Origin of the sequence: Bacillus sp. SRB3LM (assembly GCF_015712745.1) — a bacterium.
GTDB lineage: Bacteria > Bacillota > Bacilli > Bacillales > Bacillaceae_G > Bacillus_A > Bacillus_A thuringiensis_K.
Map to the genome: position 1 here is coordinate 31,881 of NZ_VWVQ01000021.1, position 16,917 is coordinate 48,797.

Sequence of the window (16,917 nt, forward strand, 5' to 3'; positions counted from 1 at the left end):
GAATGATAGTCATTCACCTAATACTTATGTATGTGTGGAAGGATAGAGTGAAATTCTAATGAGTGGAGGCATCTCTACTCATGATTAGCCCACAAATAGCAGGATAAAGAAAAAGCTTCTTGGGCATTATTTTTTGGGAGGAGCTTACGGGAAGAGGTGTTAAAAGTGAAGAAACCGATAAAAGAACAAAAGATGGTACTGGTCATTCTTTTGAGTAATATATTTATCGCTTTTCTAGGGATTGGATTAATCATTCCGGTTATGCCGTCCTTTATGAATGACATGCATTTAACAGGGAAGACGATGGGGTATCTCGTTGCAGTGTTTGCAATGGCTCAGCTTATTGCTTCACCTATTACAGGCCGGTGGGTTGATCTTTACGGTAGGAAGAAAATGATAATCATTGGATTATTTATTTTTGGTGTTTCAGAGCTTCTTTTTGGATTAGGAAAAGATGTGTGGATGCTTTATGTAGCGAGGGTGTTAGGCGGAATTAGTGCTGCTTTTATTATGCCTGGTGTTACGGCATATGTTGCGGATATTACATCTATTCAGGAACGTCCAAAGGCTATGGGATACTTATCTGCGGCTATTAGTACTGGATTCATTATAGGGCCTGGAATCGGCGGATTTATTGCAGAATACGGTATACGTGTGCCGTTTTTTGTTGCAGCAGCAATTGCCTTTATAGCATGTGTGATTTCGATATTTATTTTAAAAGAACCGTTAACGAAAGAAGAGCTTGCAGAGATTTCTTCTAATACGAAAGAATCAAGCTTTATTGGTGATTTAAAGAAATCATTACATCCAATGTATGCAATTGCATTTATTATCGTATTTGTACTCGCATTCGGATTATCAGCATATGAAACTGTGTTTAGTCTGTTCTCTGATCATAAATTTGGATTCACACCGAAAGATATCGCAGCAATTATTACAATTAGTTCAATCTTTGGGGTAGTTGTGCAAGTATTTATGTTTGGCAAATTGGTAGACATGTTCGGTGAGAAAGTATTAATTCAAATATGTTTAATTGTAGGTGCAGTGTTAGCATTCGTCTCAACTGTAGTCTTTAATTATTGGATTGTACTTCTCGTTACGTGCTTTATTTTCCTTGCATTTGATTTACTTCGTCCAGCTTTAACGACGTTTTTATCAAAAGCAGCTGGAAAAGAGCAAGGATTCGTTGCTGGGATGAACTCGACTTATACGAGTTTAGGAAATATCGCAGGACCAGCGATGGGCGGAATATTATTTGATATGAATATTCATTATCCATATGCATTTTCAGGCGTTGTTTTAATAGTTGGTCTCGGCATTACATTTATGTGGAGAGAGAAACAGTTGGCTGAAAGTTTTGCGAAGTAATGGGAATAAAGAATGATTGGAAAGCCCCTTTTTGTAAGGGGCTTTTTTTCATGTTAACGTAGGACTCGCTTTTTATATAATTTTTAGAACGGATCAACTTCAGCTAAGTCTGGAGTGGTACTAGGCTGTAGCAAAAGCTTTTTTAGTGTTCCTACTTTAGAAAGAGCTACTAATATGTAGTCACTAATCAGTAAAATAAGTCCAATAACGCTTAACGTTTGTAAGCTCACTTCATTATTATTCGTTTCCGTTGGATTTGAGGGCGTTGAAGGTGGATTGTTATTCATGATTAAGGCTCCCATCTTTTTTATTTATATATGTGTAAAATCATTATTTAACTTATGGATAGGAATCGTATAGTCATTTTCACTATATGAGAAATGACTATGAAAAGTGATTAGAAATTTGGGGACGAGAAAAGAGTGTAAACCAAAAGGTCATTAAAACTGCACTTTTGGATTACACTCTTTTTATTTATCTCGCTATTTGTGGAGGTCGGATTGCCTGTAAACGACCAGTTGGTGAGGGCTAATAATCAGTAGGGGATGAACAAAACCCCACTGATTAAATTTTTTTCATACAAATAAAATGAGGTTAGCCAAAGTAACTATCCTAATATACGTAACGATTCTTCAATAAACGCTGGGATATCCTCCGGTTGTCTACTTGTGACTAGCTGATTTTGGCATACGACAACCTCTTTGTCATGAAAATGTCCACCAGCATTTTTTAAGTCGACCGCAATAGATTTATATCCAGTCACATCGCGTCCTTCAAGTGTTTGTGCAGTGATGAGTAATTGGGGTCCGTGACAAATAGCAAAAACAGGTTTTTTCGCATCCATAAATGCTTTGCTAAAGCGAACAAAACGTTCATCTGCACGAAGTATATCTGGGGAAAATCCGCCTGGTATGAAGAGTGCATCAAAGTTTTCTGGAGAAACACCATCAATATTTTTATCAATTACGACTTCGCTTTTTTCTTGTTTACCGTGTACCGTTTTACCTTTTTCCATTTCAATAGTTGTTAATTCATATCCCTTCTGTTTAAAAGCTTCTACTGGCTCTGTGTATTCTGTGTCCTCGAAATAATCCGTTATTAAAATAGCAATTTTTTTACTCATTCTAATCCGCTCCTTACATTATATTATCGGTTCCAGAATCGTCCTTGGGCAATGCCTTCTATAAATGACTCAATTGAAGTGTTTGTTAAGTTGTAAACTCCTGCTCCATCCAGTTTCACCTTACTATGGTCTAAAGCATGAGGGTCACTAAGGACATGAGCTATCGGTTTAAAATGTTTAAAAGTAGTTTCTGCAAATTCTAAAACAGGGGGTTGAATGACAGATTTACTACTAAACACTAATACTGCATCAAAAAGTGAGGAGTCTGCTGTTGTATAAGTATCCGTTACTTTAATGGAATTATTGAAATGATAAATTTTATTATCTATGATGCTATAGTTAATTCGATGCTGTGCAAAAGCTTGAATCCATTCGGACAGAAGAGAGATGCTTGGGTCACCATTTAATAGAATTGCAACATTTTTGGAATCAGCTTTAAAAATAGTATTGGACATGCTGAGTGCAGGTGATTTTGCATCTGAATTTACTTCGTGATTTTCCTTAGGTAAAGGAGCTCCAATAATGTTAGCGACTTCTTGTGCTAATTGACGATCGACGTGGTTTAAAAGAGCAATTACATTTGCCTTCACCATGTCTGATTTGCACTTCCCAACTTCAAAGCAAAAAGCTTCTTTTATATGTTGCTTTTCAATAGGGCTCATACTATTATAGAAAAGTTTAGCCTGAGAATAAAAGTTAAGGAAGCTTTTACTGCGCCCTCTAATTTTATGTCCATCAATCTTTTCTTGATAATGCTCATATCCTCCTTGTTCTGCTTGGACTGTTGCTGGTTGATTATTATTTAAGCCATTAGGATGATAGCTTGTTTGACCACGATGAATTTGCATTTGATGCATACCATCACGTTGATTATTATGAAAAGGACATACAGGCTGATTAATAGGGATTTGATGGAAATTAGGTCCTCCTAAACGAGATAATTGTGTATCTGTATAGGAGAATAATCTTCCTTGCAGAAGAGGGTCATTTGAAAAATCAATACCTGGTACGACATGACCAGGGTGGAAAGCTACCTGCTCCGTTTCCGCAAAGAAGTTATCAACATTTTTGTTCAATGTCATTTTACCAACTAGTTTTACAGGAACTTCTTCTTCCGGCCATAATTTCGTTGGATCTAAAATATCAAAATCAAATGCATGCTCATCTTCTTCTGGAATTAACTGTAATCCAAGCTCCCATTCCGGATAATCGCCTTTTTCAATTGCTTCGTATAAATCTTGACGATAGAAATCAGGATTTTTCCCAGCAATCTTTTGAGCTTCATCCCATACTAATGAATGAACCCCAAGGGCAGGTTTCCAGTGAAACTTTACGAAATGGGCTTTTCCTTCTGCGTTAATGAGTCGAAATGTGTGAACTCCAAAACCTTCCATCATTCGTAAACTACGCGGAATAGCACGGTCGCTCATTTGCCACATGACCATATGCGTGGACTCAGGGTTATGTGCAACAAAATCCCAAAAGGTATCATGAGCGCTAGCTCCTTGAGGAATATCATTATGTGGTTCTGGTTTAACTGCATGGACAAAATCAGGGAATTTAATAGCATCTTGGATAAAGAATACTGGCATATTATTGCCTACTAAATCATAGTTTCCTTCATCTGTATAAAATTTTGTAGCGAATCCGCGTACATCTCTTACTGTGTCGTTGGATCCTTTAGAACCTTGAACGGTTGAGAAACGTACAAATACAGGTGTTTTCTTTGAAGGATTTGTAAGAAAATCTGCTTTCGTATATGCTTCTAACGATTCATAAAGCTGAAAATAACCATGAGCGCCAACTCCGCGTGCATGAACAATTCTTTCGGGAATTCGCTCGTGATCAAAATGGGTCATTTTCTCGCGAAAGTGGAAATCCTCCATTAAGGTTGGGCCTCTTAAGCCCATCTTTAAAGAAAATTCATCTTCGGCTATTTTTACTCCTTGGTTTGTTGTTAAAGCATGTTTGTATTGATTGTCAGTAACGTGATGCTTCAATTGTTCCGTTTTTTTATTCACAATATAGGCCCCTCCTTTACTCTGTTAATTTAATAGATACCCTTTTTATTAGGACGTAAACATGTATTATCATTTTTGTATGTAAAATCATAAAATATCGGTTGTTCCGGTGATTCTTGTTTGAGGAAAAAAATAAAACGCCAAGGAGAAAATTTATTTTCTCCTTGGCGTTTAAGATAATTCTTTTCGTTAAAACGAGGAAACACGTTGCTTCGTTTTTGGTACAATAATAAATTTGATCCAGAGTAACCCGATAATCATAATGATAAGGCTATGTAAAATTTCTCCTGTAGCAAGGAGTATAACAATTGAAAATACAATGAGCTGAATGCTTAACAATATAAAGATTAAGTGAAGAAATTGATTCAGTCGTTTTTCAGTATCAATTGGATATAATGCTACAATAATATTTCCCGAAAAATATTTCCATAGGGAACGGAGCTGCATAGAAATCATATATAGGACGATGTAAGCGATAGCGCCCTTTACGTATATGTTTGGTATAAAATATAAGGCGAAGGCACCAATCAGCCCTAAGCGAATATATATACCGAAATAATCATTCCCGCGTAAAAATGCGAGTGTATGTAAATAGAAGAAAGTTGCTCGTTTTTTATGTAATAAAGGTTCAATCCAAGTTGTAAGCCATTTTCTTTTATTTACTTGCTTGTTTAGTTGCGGAACATCGGTGAAGATGCTAGCAAATTGATAGAAACGAACGTTCATTTTTTCTTCTTGCTCAATTATGTAATCCCACGGTATTCGTTTTGTAGGCTGTTTTTTCGTATATAGAAGTAGGAAAGCAAGTAGTAAGAGTAGTCCGCCCAATATGAGAACATTTGCGGAATAAAACAGCATGTAAATGATTAGGGCGTTACAAGTAATACGAATGATCAGCCATATATTTTTTTCGTGACTATCACGCCACATCCAATGTATGTACATGTTCCAGGCTTTCGTAATCATTAACACGATAAAGATTGTACATAAAAAAGGTACAGTTAATTGTAATGATTGCATAGCAAGTGGAACGAGAATAAGGAACGTAAATAACAATGGGAAAAGCTGAATGATGTAATTGTATAGAAGAGATTTTTTGAAATAAGATGTTAATTTCTCTTCTAGTGCTAGTAAATAGACAGCATCAGGTTTTTGAATAAATGTACGGATAGGGCATCTCGTTATAAGGAATGTAAGTACAATCGTTATAATTATTAAAGATATTCCTTTAGAAGGAGATGCTTTTAGAAACTGAGCATAATAATATGCGCCAACGCATGAAATAAAGATAAAGCTATATAGTAAACCGTTAATCATACGTGCAAAGTATGTAATGATATTTTGAATATGTTGTTGGAAGCGACTGCTCCATAGCGATTCGATTGACATGTTTTTCACCTCTTTGTTCTATTATATATGTTTTACAAAAGAAAAAACGAGCAAATTGCGTTATGCAACTTGCCCGTTTTTCTTTTCGTTATTTTTTTTCTGATCACGATTCATTAATGGATAGAAAGCAAATCCAATTACGAATAAACCAATTCCGAGAAGGAACGTTTTTATATCGGATGCGCCAGTTTTAATAACCCATAGTGCGTAGCAAAGTGCGATAACTGCGACTATGCCATCTGTAATTCTTGCCCGCATTTCATTTTTATATGTTTCACCAGTTGCGACTAGTTTTAACTGGAAGATTGGTGAAACGAGATATGGAATGAGGTAGGCCAGTGTTGATACGGTAATAACGAATGTATAAGCTTCCGCAATGGTTCCTGATAATGTTGAGAATAGGAATACTTGAGACATAATGTTTGTTAATCGTAATGAGTAAATTGGACTTCCTTTTTTATTTGTTTTCGTGAAGAAGGAAGGGAAGAAACCTTCTTTTGCTGCTTGATAAGGTACTTCTGAGCTTAATAAAATCCAGCCTAAGATAGAACCGAACAGGGAAGTAAGAGCAAGTAATGCCATCAGTTTCCCGCCGCCGTGACCCATTGCAGCATTTAGTGCATCTGCTAATGGACGTTCAGAAGCTTGTAATGTATCAACGTGAAGTACACCCATTGTTAAAATTGTAATTCCTAAGTAAATCGCAACTGTAATAAGTAATCCCGCAACTGTTGCACGTTTTACCGTTTTTGGAGAAACAGCACGGTTTGATAAAAGAACGGCTGATTCAATTCCGATAAACGCCCAAAGCGTTGTAAGAGCAGCTAAATTTACTTGTGAAAGAAGACCGTGTGATGCACCTGATTTATCAATCATCGGTGTGTACCATTGTCCAAACTTAGAAGCTTCGAATGCAAATAACGTAACGACGATGAATAAAAGGAATCCAGTTACTTTCGTTGTTGTTGCTAAAAAGTTTAGCTTTCCAGCTCCGCTTACACCGTTTGTTAATATAATATGAGTTCCCCAAAGTAAGATGGAACAAATCGTAAATGTAATTAGTTTTCCGACTTCTACGTTAAACGAACCGATTGAAAATAGTAGTCGCGTATCTTTCATAATTGGGAAGAAGAGTGATAAATATCCCGCAAATGATGTAATGATGGCAACGTTACTTGCCCAGTTTGCAACCCAATATCCCCATACCATACTGAAACCAGCCATTTTTTTCTTTTTTGGTGTTGAGAATAAAGCATATGCATGACTTTGTGGCCCTGTCGTTAAATCAGGACGACGAATTGCTAAATTACCGAAAACAAGAGCTAGCATTAAAACACCAAACCCTGTAGTTAACCAAGCTAAAGTGACACCGAGTGGGCTTGCTGTTTGTGCCAACGTACTTGGCACCATGAAAATACCAGCGCCAACCATGTTACCGACAACGAAAGCTGTTAGTACCCAAAAGCCCCATTTTTTTTGTTGCATAGAAAATACCTCCAAAGTTAGTATAACCAAGTCAAGCGAGGAGATATGTATGTCTTCCTGAGTCAGGAAGAGAAGTCCCAAACAAAACAAAAAAAGCACGTAATTTGCCGCTACATGCTTTCTATCTTATAAGAAACCCACGACATACCTCTCGATAGCTCTCCACAAACGAAACGTTTGTGACAGTTCTGCACTTATTAAATGCAGACCCAGCAAGCGTGCATGGTGGACACGACTTACTTCGGCAACCATTCCTTTCTCATTCCTTCATCAATGCCACTACATCTCCTGAAATGATACTCTTAATGATTGCAACCTCTACCTCACCGAGATACGAATGAGGATTTAAATATTAAATTAACGTCTTTAAGAGTAACAAATGAATTTTTATACGTCAATGGATATAGTAATAATCAGATTATAGAGAAGAGTTTGTGATTAAAAGTGAGTTAGGAGAAGATGTAACGATTATTAGTTCTGCAGAAGAAACAGCGATAGAGTTAAGTACCATTTTACAGCACAAAGGAATTTTGTCTGACAATCTGAATCCGAAGCATCGTTTTTTTACGACGGGATCTGTTTTATCATTTGAACATATTGCTGAGCAATGGCTAGGGTATCAAATTTCTGTAGAATGTGTACATTTGCCTATGCAAAATGCGTGTATGCATAATTAAGATTTAGTAAATTACGTTTTTAAATAAATAAGGTTCGTTTCATAAGAAGGAAAGACTAAGCTTTTAATTGAATTGATTAAGGTCATTTCAATTAAAGGGGAGATTGGATTATGGAATTATCAAGATCTCAATTATTTGCTTTAGAGTATATTTCAAAATATGCAGAGAACGAAAAACGAGAGGCTAAAGCAACGATTAATCATATACTTAAAATGTCTAATATTACAGATGAAATATTTGAAGAAGCTGTCGCTAATTTAAAATCTCATGCACGGATTGCTTTACACTTTCATCCAGACAGACTAGATTCGAGTATGAAAAGTGTTGCTGAAGCACTGTTTGAGCAAGGAATATATAAAAGTCAGTTTGAAACATTGCTATCTAATGGAAGCGTATCTGCTTACCCTAGTGGTGAACGTGACTTTTGGGAAAAGAGAATATTTGGAGGGGCATATCAATTAGAAGGCGTAACGAATGATCAACGGCCAAAATACGGAGCGCTAAATTTAATGTTACATCCAGATGGGCCGGCTCCGCGTTTTGGTTCATGTTATTTTCTCTTATCTCCAAAAGTTTCTTCGCGCTCTACATATACATATTTAGATTCGCATCAAGATCCGAAAGAAAAGGGGACTTATGAGGAGTTTGATATGATTTTAGCTGCTCTTTTGGAAGAGACATTCGTAAGAGATTTTGCAATTGGTGAAGGGAATTTGACGCCAACAATATTAATTAATCATTTACTGGCTAATCTGAAAAGGCCGTTTATAGATTTAGTAAGCAAAGAGCCAGCCCGTAATCTTAATCATTATATCGAAGCGCAAATTCATGGAGAGATTTCTCTTAAAGAAGACGTAGAGGTGCTTGTTGCAGATCCTTCATTTAAGGGTACGGATGTAGGAAAAGTTTTAGAAGAAATTTGTCTGAAGTATGCGATTGATTTGTATTGGCACATCGGTTTTGTACTTATGGTAGACGAAGTTCCAATGGATTTTAGAGGTTCAAAAATGCCATCTTTAGCAAGACGCATTGCACGGAATCATTGTATCGATGCCAATATAATTGGCTCTGCTGTAGTGGATTTGAAACGCAATCCATTATCTTGGAGTGATCGTGGTACTTATGAAGAAGTGCTTCAGGAATTAAAATTATTATGGCATGTTTTAGTTCGATTTGGAAAACCAAATCGGAAGTAGAACTAACTACTCTGTTTTTTGGAAGTATATATAGAAAAGAAGCTGATCTAAAAATAGATCAGCTTCTACATATAAGATTAAACTAAGTTTAATACAGTTACTTTTTCACGTGTCATAGACTCAAGGCTCTTACGAATACCTTGTGCGCCCATACCTGAACCTTTTACACCGATGAATGGGAAGTGGTCAGGGCCGCGCTCTGTGCGTCCGTTAATTTGAACAGAACCAGTTTCGATTTTGTTAGCAATTGCAAATGCTTTGTTAATGTCTTTTGTGAAGACACTTGCTTGCAGACCGAACTCTGATTTGTTAGCAATCTCAATTGCTTGCTCATCTGAAGAAACACGGATGATTGGAAGGATTGGGCCGAATGGCTCTTCCCAAGCAACTTTCATTTCTTCTGTTACGTGGTCGATTAATGTTGGGTAAATTAAGTTACGCTCACGTTTGTTACCGATAACGATTGTAGCACCTTTTTCAACAGCATCGTCAACTAAGCCTTGAACGAAGTCAGCAGACTTGTCGTCGATTAATGGAACGATTGTGCTGTCTTGTTCTGGAGATCCAACTGATAGTTCAGCTACTTGCGCTTTTAATAAGCTAACAAGCTCGTCCGCTACGTTTTCGTGTACAAGTACACGTTTAATAGCTGTACAACGTTGACCAGAGTAAGAGAATGCACCGCTTACGATATGGTTTGCAGCATCTTGTAAGTCAGCATCTTCACGAACGATACCAGGATCTTTACCACCAAGTTCTAATACAAGTGGAATCATTGAAGCTTTTTTCGCTAAATGTTTACCTGTGTTTGTACCACCTGTGAACGATACCATATTGATGCCTTCGTGTTCTACTAAGTAGTCACCAATTACAGAACCGCGTCCTGTAGCTACGTTTACAAGACCTTTTGGAAGGCCAGCTTTGTGAAGTGCTTCCACCATTTTAATACCACTAATTGCACCTTGAGTTGCTGGTTTGAAAATAACAGCGTTACCCATAATTAATGCTGGTGCAAGTTTTGCAGCAGATAAGTTTACTGGGTAGTTAAACGGTGCGATTGCTAATACAACACCAAGTGGTGCGCGTTGGATAATCGCAAGTTTAGATTTTGTACCGCCCGGGAAGCTATCGCCCATCATGCTTTCTCCGTGCATATGTAAAGCTTCTTCGATCGTGTAACGAATGAAGTCAGCTGTACGAACAACTTCTTTCTTCGCATCTTTATATCCTTTACCGACTTCTTTCATAATGATATCGGCAATTTCATCTTGCATATTTACGAGCTCATCAGCCCATTTATATAAATATTTTGCGCGATCTTGTAGAGAAGCTTCTGCCCATGATTTTTGAGCTTCTTTTGCAGATGCAATTGCTTCATCTACTTCTCCGCGAGTAATTGCTTGTACTTGTCCAATTACTTCGTGTAAGTATGGAGATGGAATTTCGATTGTTTCTCCTGAAGAGCTTTCTCTCCATTCTCCATTTAAATAAAATTTGTACGTATTGCTAGTTGTCATGATTAGTCCTCCTAAAATAGCAACTTGTAAGAGTGAGTATAAGGTGATTGTAGGGGGTTTGATAACATTTTTCAAATGAAATGTTTGTGAAAACGATTTCTTATTATTTTTTTATTTTGTATGCCCTTTCTTACAGAACATTCCCTTATTTCAAAATGATGTATCGTATATTTTCATTCGATCTGTAAAAAAAAATAATTGACAGAATACTCAATAAAGTTGTAAGATTATAAATGGAAAATAAATGAAAGGGGTGTGCGTAATGATTGTAATCGTAAATGTAATGGGTTTAGCTCTGTTAAATGGCAGAAAACATTCATATCATTACGCAACCCGTGCGGATATATAAGGCATTCTCTGTCTTATAAAAAGCGTACGTTGCGTATATCGTAACGTACGCTTTTTATGCATTTTTGTGCATATCGTCAAGCGGCGGTATGCTTTTTTTTGTTTATTTTCCATATTCCTATATAAAACTTTGGAAGGTGGACAAATGTGATGAGATTGTATGGGTTACGAAATGTAAATGTAATGGGTTTGGATAGTGGATAAAGAAATGAGAAGTAAACGAGAACGAGAAGGGAGAGGTTACATTGTTATCAGTATTACTAAAGTTAAAATGGTTTTTTAAAGAGCACTGGAAGAGATATAGTATTGCCATTGGAGCTCTTTTAATTGTGAATATAGTTGAAGTGATTCCCCCGAAAGTGTTAGGGGTTACGATAGATAACATAAAAACAGGAACGTTATCAAACGAAGCTATTATACAGTCTATTCTTATTTTAATAGGGGTTACAATCGTTGGGTATGGTCTTACTTTCGTATGGCAACATCAATTGTTTGGAGGTGCATTCGTACTTGAGAAAACGATGCGCTCTAAATTTATGGGGCATTTACTTAAGATGACGCCGACTTTTTATCAAAAAAATCGTACTGGTGATTTAATGGCGAGAGCGACAAATGATTTGAAAGCAATCGCTATGACAGCTGGTTTTGGTATATTAACGCTCGTGGATTCGAGTTTATATATGCTTACGATTGTCTTTATGATGGGATTTACAATTAGTTGGGAGCTTACATTTGCGGCGCTTATCCCGCTTCCAATTATGGCGTATGCGATGAATATATATGGAAAGAAATTGCATGAAAGATTTACAGTTGCGCAAGATGCGTTTGGTGATATGAACGATAAAGTGCTTGAATCAATCGCTGGTGTGCGCGTTATTCGTGCATACGTACAAGAGAATGCAGACGAGGAAAGATTTCATCACTTAGGAGATGACGTCTACGAAAAAAATATGAAAGTAGCGAGAATTGACGCATTATTCCAACCAACTGTGAAAATGCTTGTTGGCCTTAGTTATTTAATCGGTTTAGTGTACGGCGCATATCTTGTATTTCAATCAAAGGTAACACTTGGTGAACTTGTTTCATTTAACGTGTATTTAGGGATGATGATTTGGCCGATGTTTGCAATTGGTGAATTAATTAATGTTATGCAAAGAGGAAATGCTTCGCTTGACCGTGTGAATGAAACGTTAGCGTATGAGCCAGATGTAAAGAATCCGAAACATCCAAAGCTTGTACAAGAGCCGGATTATATTCAGTTTGATGATGTTACCTTTTCATATCCTTCATCAACTGAAACAAATTTAAAAAAGGTTTCGTTTACATTAAAACAAGGGGAAACGCTTGGGGTTGTTGGAAAAACAGGAAGCGGGAAAACGACGCTTGTACGTCAGCTTCTTCGTCAATATCCGCTTGGAGATGGGGATATTGCAGTCTCTGATGTGACGCTAGATAAAATGACAAATGAAAATGTGCTCGGTTGGATTGGATATGTACCGCAGGAACATATTTTGTTCTCAAAAACAGCGAGGGAAAATATTTTATTCGGAAATAGGGAAGCGACGGAAGAAGAACTCGAGAAAGCGATTGAAATCGCGGCGTTTACAAAGGATTTAGAGTTTTTACCAGAAGGGTTAGAAACGCTCGTTGGAGAGAAGGGTGTTTCTTTATCAGGAGGGCAAAAACAAAGAATCTCGATTGCGCGAGCTGTTATTCAAAATCCAGAAATTTTAATTTTGGATGATTCTTTATCAGCTGTAGATGCTCGTACGGAAGCAGCGATCATTGAAAATATAAGAACGGAAAGAAGCGGAAAGACGACGATTATTACGACGCATCGTTTATCTGCCGTACAACATGCGGATTGGATTCTCGTTATGGATGAAGGCGCAGTTATAGAAGAAGGTACGCATGCTCAGCTTATCCAGAGCGGAGGCTGGTATGCTGAGCAGTTTGAAAGACAACAAGGAGAAAGTGAAAGTGCGGATAGTGGGGTGAAAATATGAGCGTTTCAAAACGATTATTTCAATACGCGATGAAAGTGAAAGGGACGATTTTTGCAGCGATGTTAATGTTATTTATTTTCGTCATCGCAGAGCTTGCCGGTCCTTTCGTCGCTAAAACGATGATTGACGATCATATCGTCGGGATAGAGAAACCTTGGTATGAAATAGAACAGAGTGAAGAGGCTGTTTCGTATAATGGCGCCTTTTATAAGCGAAGCGATCGCTTCCAGCAAGGCGAGACAAAAGGTAAAGAAGTACGTGTGATGCAAGTTGGTTTTCAATATTATTTTGTACCGAATAAAGTGAATATTGAAGGATCACGTACTGTAAAAGGGGGGATGATTACCGTTCAAAATGGTAAGGCGGTGCAAGTGTATAAAGCGAAAGCATTAACGAAAGAAGAAGTGTTTGCGTTTTATAAACCGGAAATAAACCGTCTATTATTGCTTGGTGGTGGCTATTTCGCTTTACTAGTAGTCGTATCATTATTTGCATACGGAAAGCAATTTTTCTTACAGAAGGCAGCGAACAAAATTATTCAAATTATGAGGGAAGATGTGTTTTCTCATATTCAAACGTTGCCAATTCGGTACTTTGATCATTTACCGGCGGGGAAAATTGTTTCGCGTGTGACGAATGATACAGAGGCCATTCGTGATTTATATGTAACGGTGCTGGCAACATTCGTTTCTAGTATCATTTATATTATTGGGATATTTGCTGCGCTATTTTTACTAGATGTGAAGCTCGCTTCATTATGTTTGTTAATTATCCCGATTTTAATTGTTTGGGCCATTTTATATAGAAAATATGCGTCTGTATACAATCATAAAATGCGTTCGCGTTTATCTGATATTAACGGAACAGTGAATGAATCCATTCAAGGGATGCCAATTATTCAAGCGTTTCGTCAAGAGCGTGAAACGAAAAAAGAGTTTGAAGAATTAAATGGCGATTATTTTAAGTATCAAAATAAAATTTTAAATTTAAATGCAGCAACTTCGCATAACTTAGTAGCCGTATTAAGAAATATCGCTTTCACAGGAGTAATTTGGTATTTCGGCGGTGCGTCATTAAGTGCTACAGGTATTATTTCACTTGGGGTACTGTATGCGTTCGTCGATTATTTAACACGATTATTCTCGCCAATTACGAATATGGTGAACCAGCTTGCAAACTTAGAGCAAGCGCGCGTTGCATCAGAACGTGTCTTTGAATTGTTAGAGGAAAAAGGAGAAGCGGTAGAAGAAGAACGTATGCCTCGTTTAAAAGGAAATGTAAAATTTGATAATGTATCATTTTCTTATAATGGAAAAGATGAAGTGTTAAAAAATATTTCTTTTGAAGCGAAACAAGGCGAGACAGTGGCACTTGTCGGTCATACTGGATCGGGAAAAAGTTCCATCATGAATGTACTCTTTCAATTTTATGAGTTTGAAAAAGGGAAACTTACGATTGATGGTCACGATGTAAAAGAAATGCCGAAACAAGCAACTCGTGAGCATATGGGAATCGTACTGCAAGACCCGTTTCTTTTCAGCGGAACGGTTGCTTCCAATGTAAGCTTAGAAAACGAAAAAATTTCAAAAGAGCGTATCATAAAAGCATTGCATGATGTTGGTGCTGAAAGATTTGCGAACAATATAAATGAAGAAATTACAGAAAAGGGAAGTACACTTTCAACCGGAGAACGTCAGCTTATATCGTTTGCTAGGGCGCTTGCTTTTGATCCCGCTATTTTAATTTTAGATGAAGCAACGTCTAGTATTGATACAGAAACAGAGGCGATGATTCAACAAGCATTGGAAGTTGTAAAAAAAGGAAGAACGACATTTATTATTGCTCATCGTCTTTCAACGATTAAAAGCGCAGATCAAATTATTGTGCTCGATAGAGGGACGATTTTAGAAAAAGGGTCTCATGATGAACTAATGAAAAAGCGCGGGCGTTATTACGATATGTACAAAACGCAAATGGAAGGTAATCAGAGTGCTTAATATGTACGGGGGAGAACTTGTGATTTTCACAAGTTCTTTTTTATTGATGAACATGTCGACTCTTTAGCAAATTACTACAGTTGAATAAGAAGTATTGTTTTACCTTTTTCTTTATAAATGCTATATTAAAAAATGTTACTTATTTTTTGTATGTAGCGTTATTTTTCCCTTTTGTTTGATTATGAAGAAAAAGGATAAACTAAATAAGAACATTTTCATTGAAAAATTGTTCAAGATTGCATACAATCAATATAGTTTTTAAATTCCTATCAGAATACTTGGAGGATTACTATCATGAAGAAATTATTTTCAGTGCTTGCAGTAACTACATTAGCGATCGGGATTGTAGCCGGCTGCGGTAAAGAAGAGAAAAAAGATACAGCTAGTCAAGACGCGTTACAAAAGATTAAACAAAGCGGTGAACTTGTAATTGGTACAGAAGGTACATATCCACCATTTACGTTCCACGATTCAAGCAATAAATTAACTGGATTTGACATTGAACTATCAGAAGAAGTTGCAAAACGTTTAGGTGTAAAACCTGTATTTAAAGAAACACAATGGGATAGCTTACTTGCTGGCCTAGATGCAAAACGTTTCGATATGGTTGCAAACGAAGTTGGTATTCGTGAAGATCGTCAAAAGAAATACGATTTCTCTAAACCATACATTTCATCTTCAGCGGCATTAGTTATTGCAAAAGATAAAGATAAGCCTGCTACATTTGCTGATGTAAAAGGGTTAAAAGGAGCACAATCTTTAACGAGTAACTATGCAGATATCGCTAAGAAAAATGGTGCGGAAATTATTGGTGTAGAAGGATTTAGCCAAGCGGCAGAATTATTAGCTTCAGGACGCGTTGATTTTACAATTAATGATAAGTTATCAGTATTAAATTATTTAGAAACGAAAAAAGATGCAAAAATTAAAATTGTAGATACTGAAAAAGAAGCTTCAGAAAGTGGATTCTTATTCCGTAAAGGTAGCACTAAGCTTGTACAAGAAGTAGATAAAGCGTTAGAAGATATGAAAAAAGACGGTACGTATGACAAAATAACGAAAAAATGGTTCGGTGAAAATGTATCTAAGTAGTGCATTGGTTTCAGATCGATTGTCTACTTGGACAGATATTATGCAGTCTTCCTTCATGCCTATGCTGAAGGAAGCTGTTTTTACGACAATTCCATTAACGCTTATTACATTTATTATCGGGATTATACTGGCAACGTTAACAGCGCTCGCACGTATTTCTGGTAGTCGTATTTTACAATGGATTGCTCGTATCTATGTATCTATCATTCGCGGAACGCCACTTCTTGTACAGTTATTTATTATTTTCTATGGTCTTCCAACTCTTAATATTGAAGTTGAGCCATATACAGCAGCAGTTGTTGGATTTTCATTAAATGTCGGTGCATATGCATCTGAAATTATTCGTGCTTCTATCCTTTCCATCCCGAAAGGGCAGTGGGAAGCAGCTTACACAATTGGGATGACATATCCACAAGCATTAAAACGTGTTATTTTACCACAAGCAACGCGCGTATCAATCCCGCCGCTTTCGAATACATTTATTAGCTTAGTGAAGGATACTTCATTAGCATCGTTAATTTTAGTAACAGAAATGTTCCGAAAAGCGCAGGAAATTGCGGCGATGAACTACGAGTTTTTAATTGTTTATTTTGAAGCAGGTCTTATTTATTGGGTTATTTGTTTCTTATTATCAATCGTACAACAGATGTTAGAAAAGCGTTCAGAACGCTACACATTAAAATAATCCTTTTACAAAA

The 16,917-nt window shown here is 36.9% G+C and carries 12 protein-coding genes, 1 pseudogene and 1 riboswitch; of the genes and pseudogenes, 7 read left to right on the plus strand and 6 right to left on the minus strand.

Going from position 1 to position 16,917, the window contains the following annotated elements:
• The first annotated feature begins 165 nt into the window (after nucleotides 1-165).
• Nucleotides 166-1,368: an MFS transporter gene (locus F3I02_RS13480; RefSeq protein WP_061883805.1), complete on the plus strand. Its 1,203-nt coding sequence runs from the start codon at nucleotides 166-168 to the stop codon at nucleotides 1,366-1,368.
• A gap of 83 nt (nucleotides 1,369-1,451) precedes the next feature.
• Here the strand turns inward: F3I02_RS13480 and F3I02_RS13485 are convergent, their stop codons facing one another.
• From F3I02_RS13485 to F3I02_RS13505, 5 genes are all read right to left on the minus strand, one after another.
• Nucleotides 1,452-1,655 (minus strand): hypothetical protein, encoded by a 204-nt coding sequence (locus F3I02_RS13485; RefSeq protein ID WP_074593850.1) that lies wholly within the window; start codon nucleotides 1,653-1,655, stop codon nucleotides 1,452-1,454.
• A gap of 320 nt (nucleotides 1,656-1,975) precedes the next feature.
• Nucleotides 1,976-2,491 carry a type 1 glutamine amidotransferase domain-containing protein gene (locus F3I02_RS13490; protein ID WP_074593849.1) on the minus strand — a complete coding sequence of 172 codons (516 nt, stop codon included), beginning with the start codon at nucleotides 2,489-2,491 and terminating at the stop codon, nucleotides 1,976-1,978.
• 23 nt (nucleotides 2,492-2,514) lie between these two features.
• Nucleotides 2,515-4,512, minus strand: a complete 1,998-nt coding sequence (locus F3I02_RS13495) for a catalase (RefSeq protein WP_196478057.1) — start codon at nucleotides 4,510-4,512, stop codon at nucleotides 2,515-2,517.
• A 189-nt stretch (nucleotides 4,513-4,701) separates the two neighbouring features.
• Nucleotides 4,702-5,901, minus strand: a complete 1,200-nt coding sequence (locus F3I02_RS13500) for an ABC transporter permease (protein ID WP_000021376.1) — start codon at nucleotides 5,899-5,901, stop codon at nucleotides 4,702-4,704.
• Nucleotides 5,902-5,961: 60 nt separating this feature from the next.
• Entirely contained in the window at nucleotides 5,962-7,386 is a 1,425-nt protein-coding gene (locus F3I02_RS13505; protein WP_001186308.1) for an amino acid permease, read from the minus strand.
• A 147-nt stretch (nucleotides 7,387-7,533) separates the two neighbouring features.
• Nucleotides 7,534-7,715: riboswitch (Lysine riboswitch) on the minus strand.
• A 99-nt stretch (nucleotides 7,716-7,814) separates the two neighbouring features.
• Here F3I02_RS13505 and F3I02_RS13510 point away from each other — a divergent pair.
• Nucleotides 7,815-8,063, plus strand: a pseudogene (locus F3I02_RS13510) (glutamate racemase); the annotation flags it as partial.
• A gap of 110 nt (nucleotides 8,064-8,173) precedes the next feature.
• Nucleotides 8,174-9,259, plus strand: coding sequence for a DUF3626 domain-containing protein (locus F3I02_RS13515; RefSeq protein WP_196478058.1), 1,086 nt, complete (start codon nucleotides 8,174-8,176; stop codon nucleotides 9,257-9,259).
• 77 nt (nucleotides 9,260-9,336) lie between these two features.
• On the opposite strand, the gene gapN is transcribed toward F3I02_RS13515, so the two are convergent.
• Complete coding sequence (gene gapN, locus F3I02_RS13520; protein ID WP_000213634.1) at nucleotides 9,337-10,776, minus strand: NADP-dependent glyceraldehyde-3-phosphate dehydrogenase; 1,440 nt, start codon at nucleotides 10,774-10,776, stop codon at nucleotides 9,337-9,339.
• Nucleotides 10,777-11,369: 593 nt separating this feature from the next.
• Between gapN and F3I02_RS13525 the strand changes: the two genes are divergently transcribed.
• From F3I02_RS13525 to F3I02_RS13540, 4 genes are all read left to right on the plus strand, one after another.
• Nucleotides 11,370-13,130, plus strand: coding sequence for an ABC transporter ATP-binding protein (locus F3I02_RS13525; RefSeq protein ID WP_163050681.1), 1,761 nt, complete (start codon nucleotides 11,370-11,372; stop codon nucleotides 13,128-13,130).
• Nucleotides 13,127-15,127, plus strand: coding sequence for an ABC transporter ATP-binding protein (locus F3I02_RS13530; protein WP_196478059.1), 2,001 nt, complete (start codon nucleotides 13,127-13,129; stop codon nucleotides 15,125-15,127). Before F3I02_RS13525 ends, F3I02_RS13530 begins: the two co-directional genes overlap by 4 nt.
• 294 nt (nucleotides 15,128-15,421) lie before the next feature.
• On the plus strand, nucleotides 15,422-16,219 hold the full coding sequence (locus F3I02_RS13535) for an amino acid ABC transporter substrate-binding protein (protein WP_163050683.1): 798 nt from the start codon (nucleotides 15,422-15,424) through the stop codon (nucleotides 16,217-16,219).
• Nucleotides 16,206-16,904 carry an amino acid ABC transporter permease gene (locus F3I02_RS13540; protein ID WP_000281502.1) on the plus strand — a complete coding sequence of 233 codons (699 nt, stop codon included), beginning with the start codon at nucleotides 16,206-16,208 and terminating at the stop codon, nucleotides 16,902-16,904. The genes F3I02_RS13535 and F3I02_RS13540 overlap by 14 nt, the downstream gene beginning before the upstream one ends.
• The last annotated feature ends 13 nt before the right edge of the window (nucleotides 16,905-16,917 follow it).

Coding starts and splice junctions, on each gene's coding strand:
- F3I02_RS13505 (WP_001186308.1), bottom strand. CDS start 7,386: ATGCAACAAAAAAAATGGGGCTTTTGGGTACTAACAGCTTTCGTTGTC.
- F3I02_RS13540 (WP_000281502.1), top strand. CDS start 16,206: ATGTATCTAAGTAGTGCATTGGTTTCAGATCGATTGTCTACTTGGACA.
- F3I02_RS13530 (WP_196478059.1), top strand. CDS start 13,127: ATGAGCGTTTCAAAACGATTATTTCAATACGCGATGAAAGTGAAAGGG.
- F3I02_RS13515 (WP_196478058.1), top strand. CDS start 8,174: ATGGAATTATCAAGATCTCAATTATTTGCTTTAGAGTATATTTCAAAA.
- F3I02_RS13535 (WP_163050683.1), top strand. CDS start 15,422: ATGAAGAAATTATTTTCAGTGCTTGCAGTAACTACATTAGCGATCGGG.
- F3I02_RS13485 (WP_074593850.1), bottom strand. CDS start 1,655: ATGAATAACAATCCACCTTCAACGCCCTCAAATCCAACGGAAACGAAT.
- F3I02_RS13490 (WP_074593849.1), bottom strand. CDS start 2,491: ATGAGTAAAAAAATTGCTATTTTAATAACGGATTATTTCGAGGACACA.
- F3I02_RS13500 (WP_000021376.1), bottom strand. CDS start 5,901: ATGTCAATCGAATCGCTATGGAGCAGTCGCTTCCAACAACATATTCAA.
- gapN (WP_000213634.1), bottom strand. CDS start 10,776: ATGACAACTAGCAATACGTACAAATTTTATTTAAATGGAGAATGGAGA.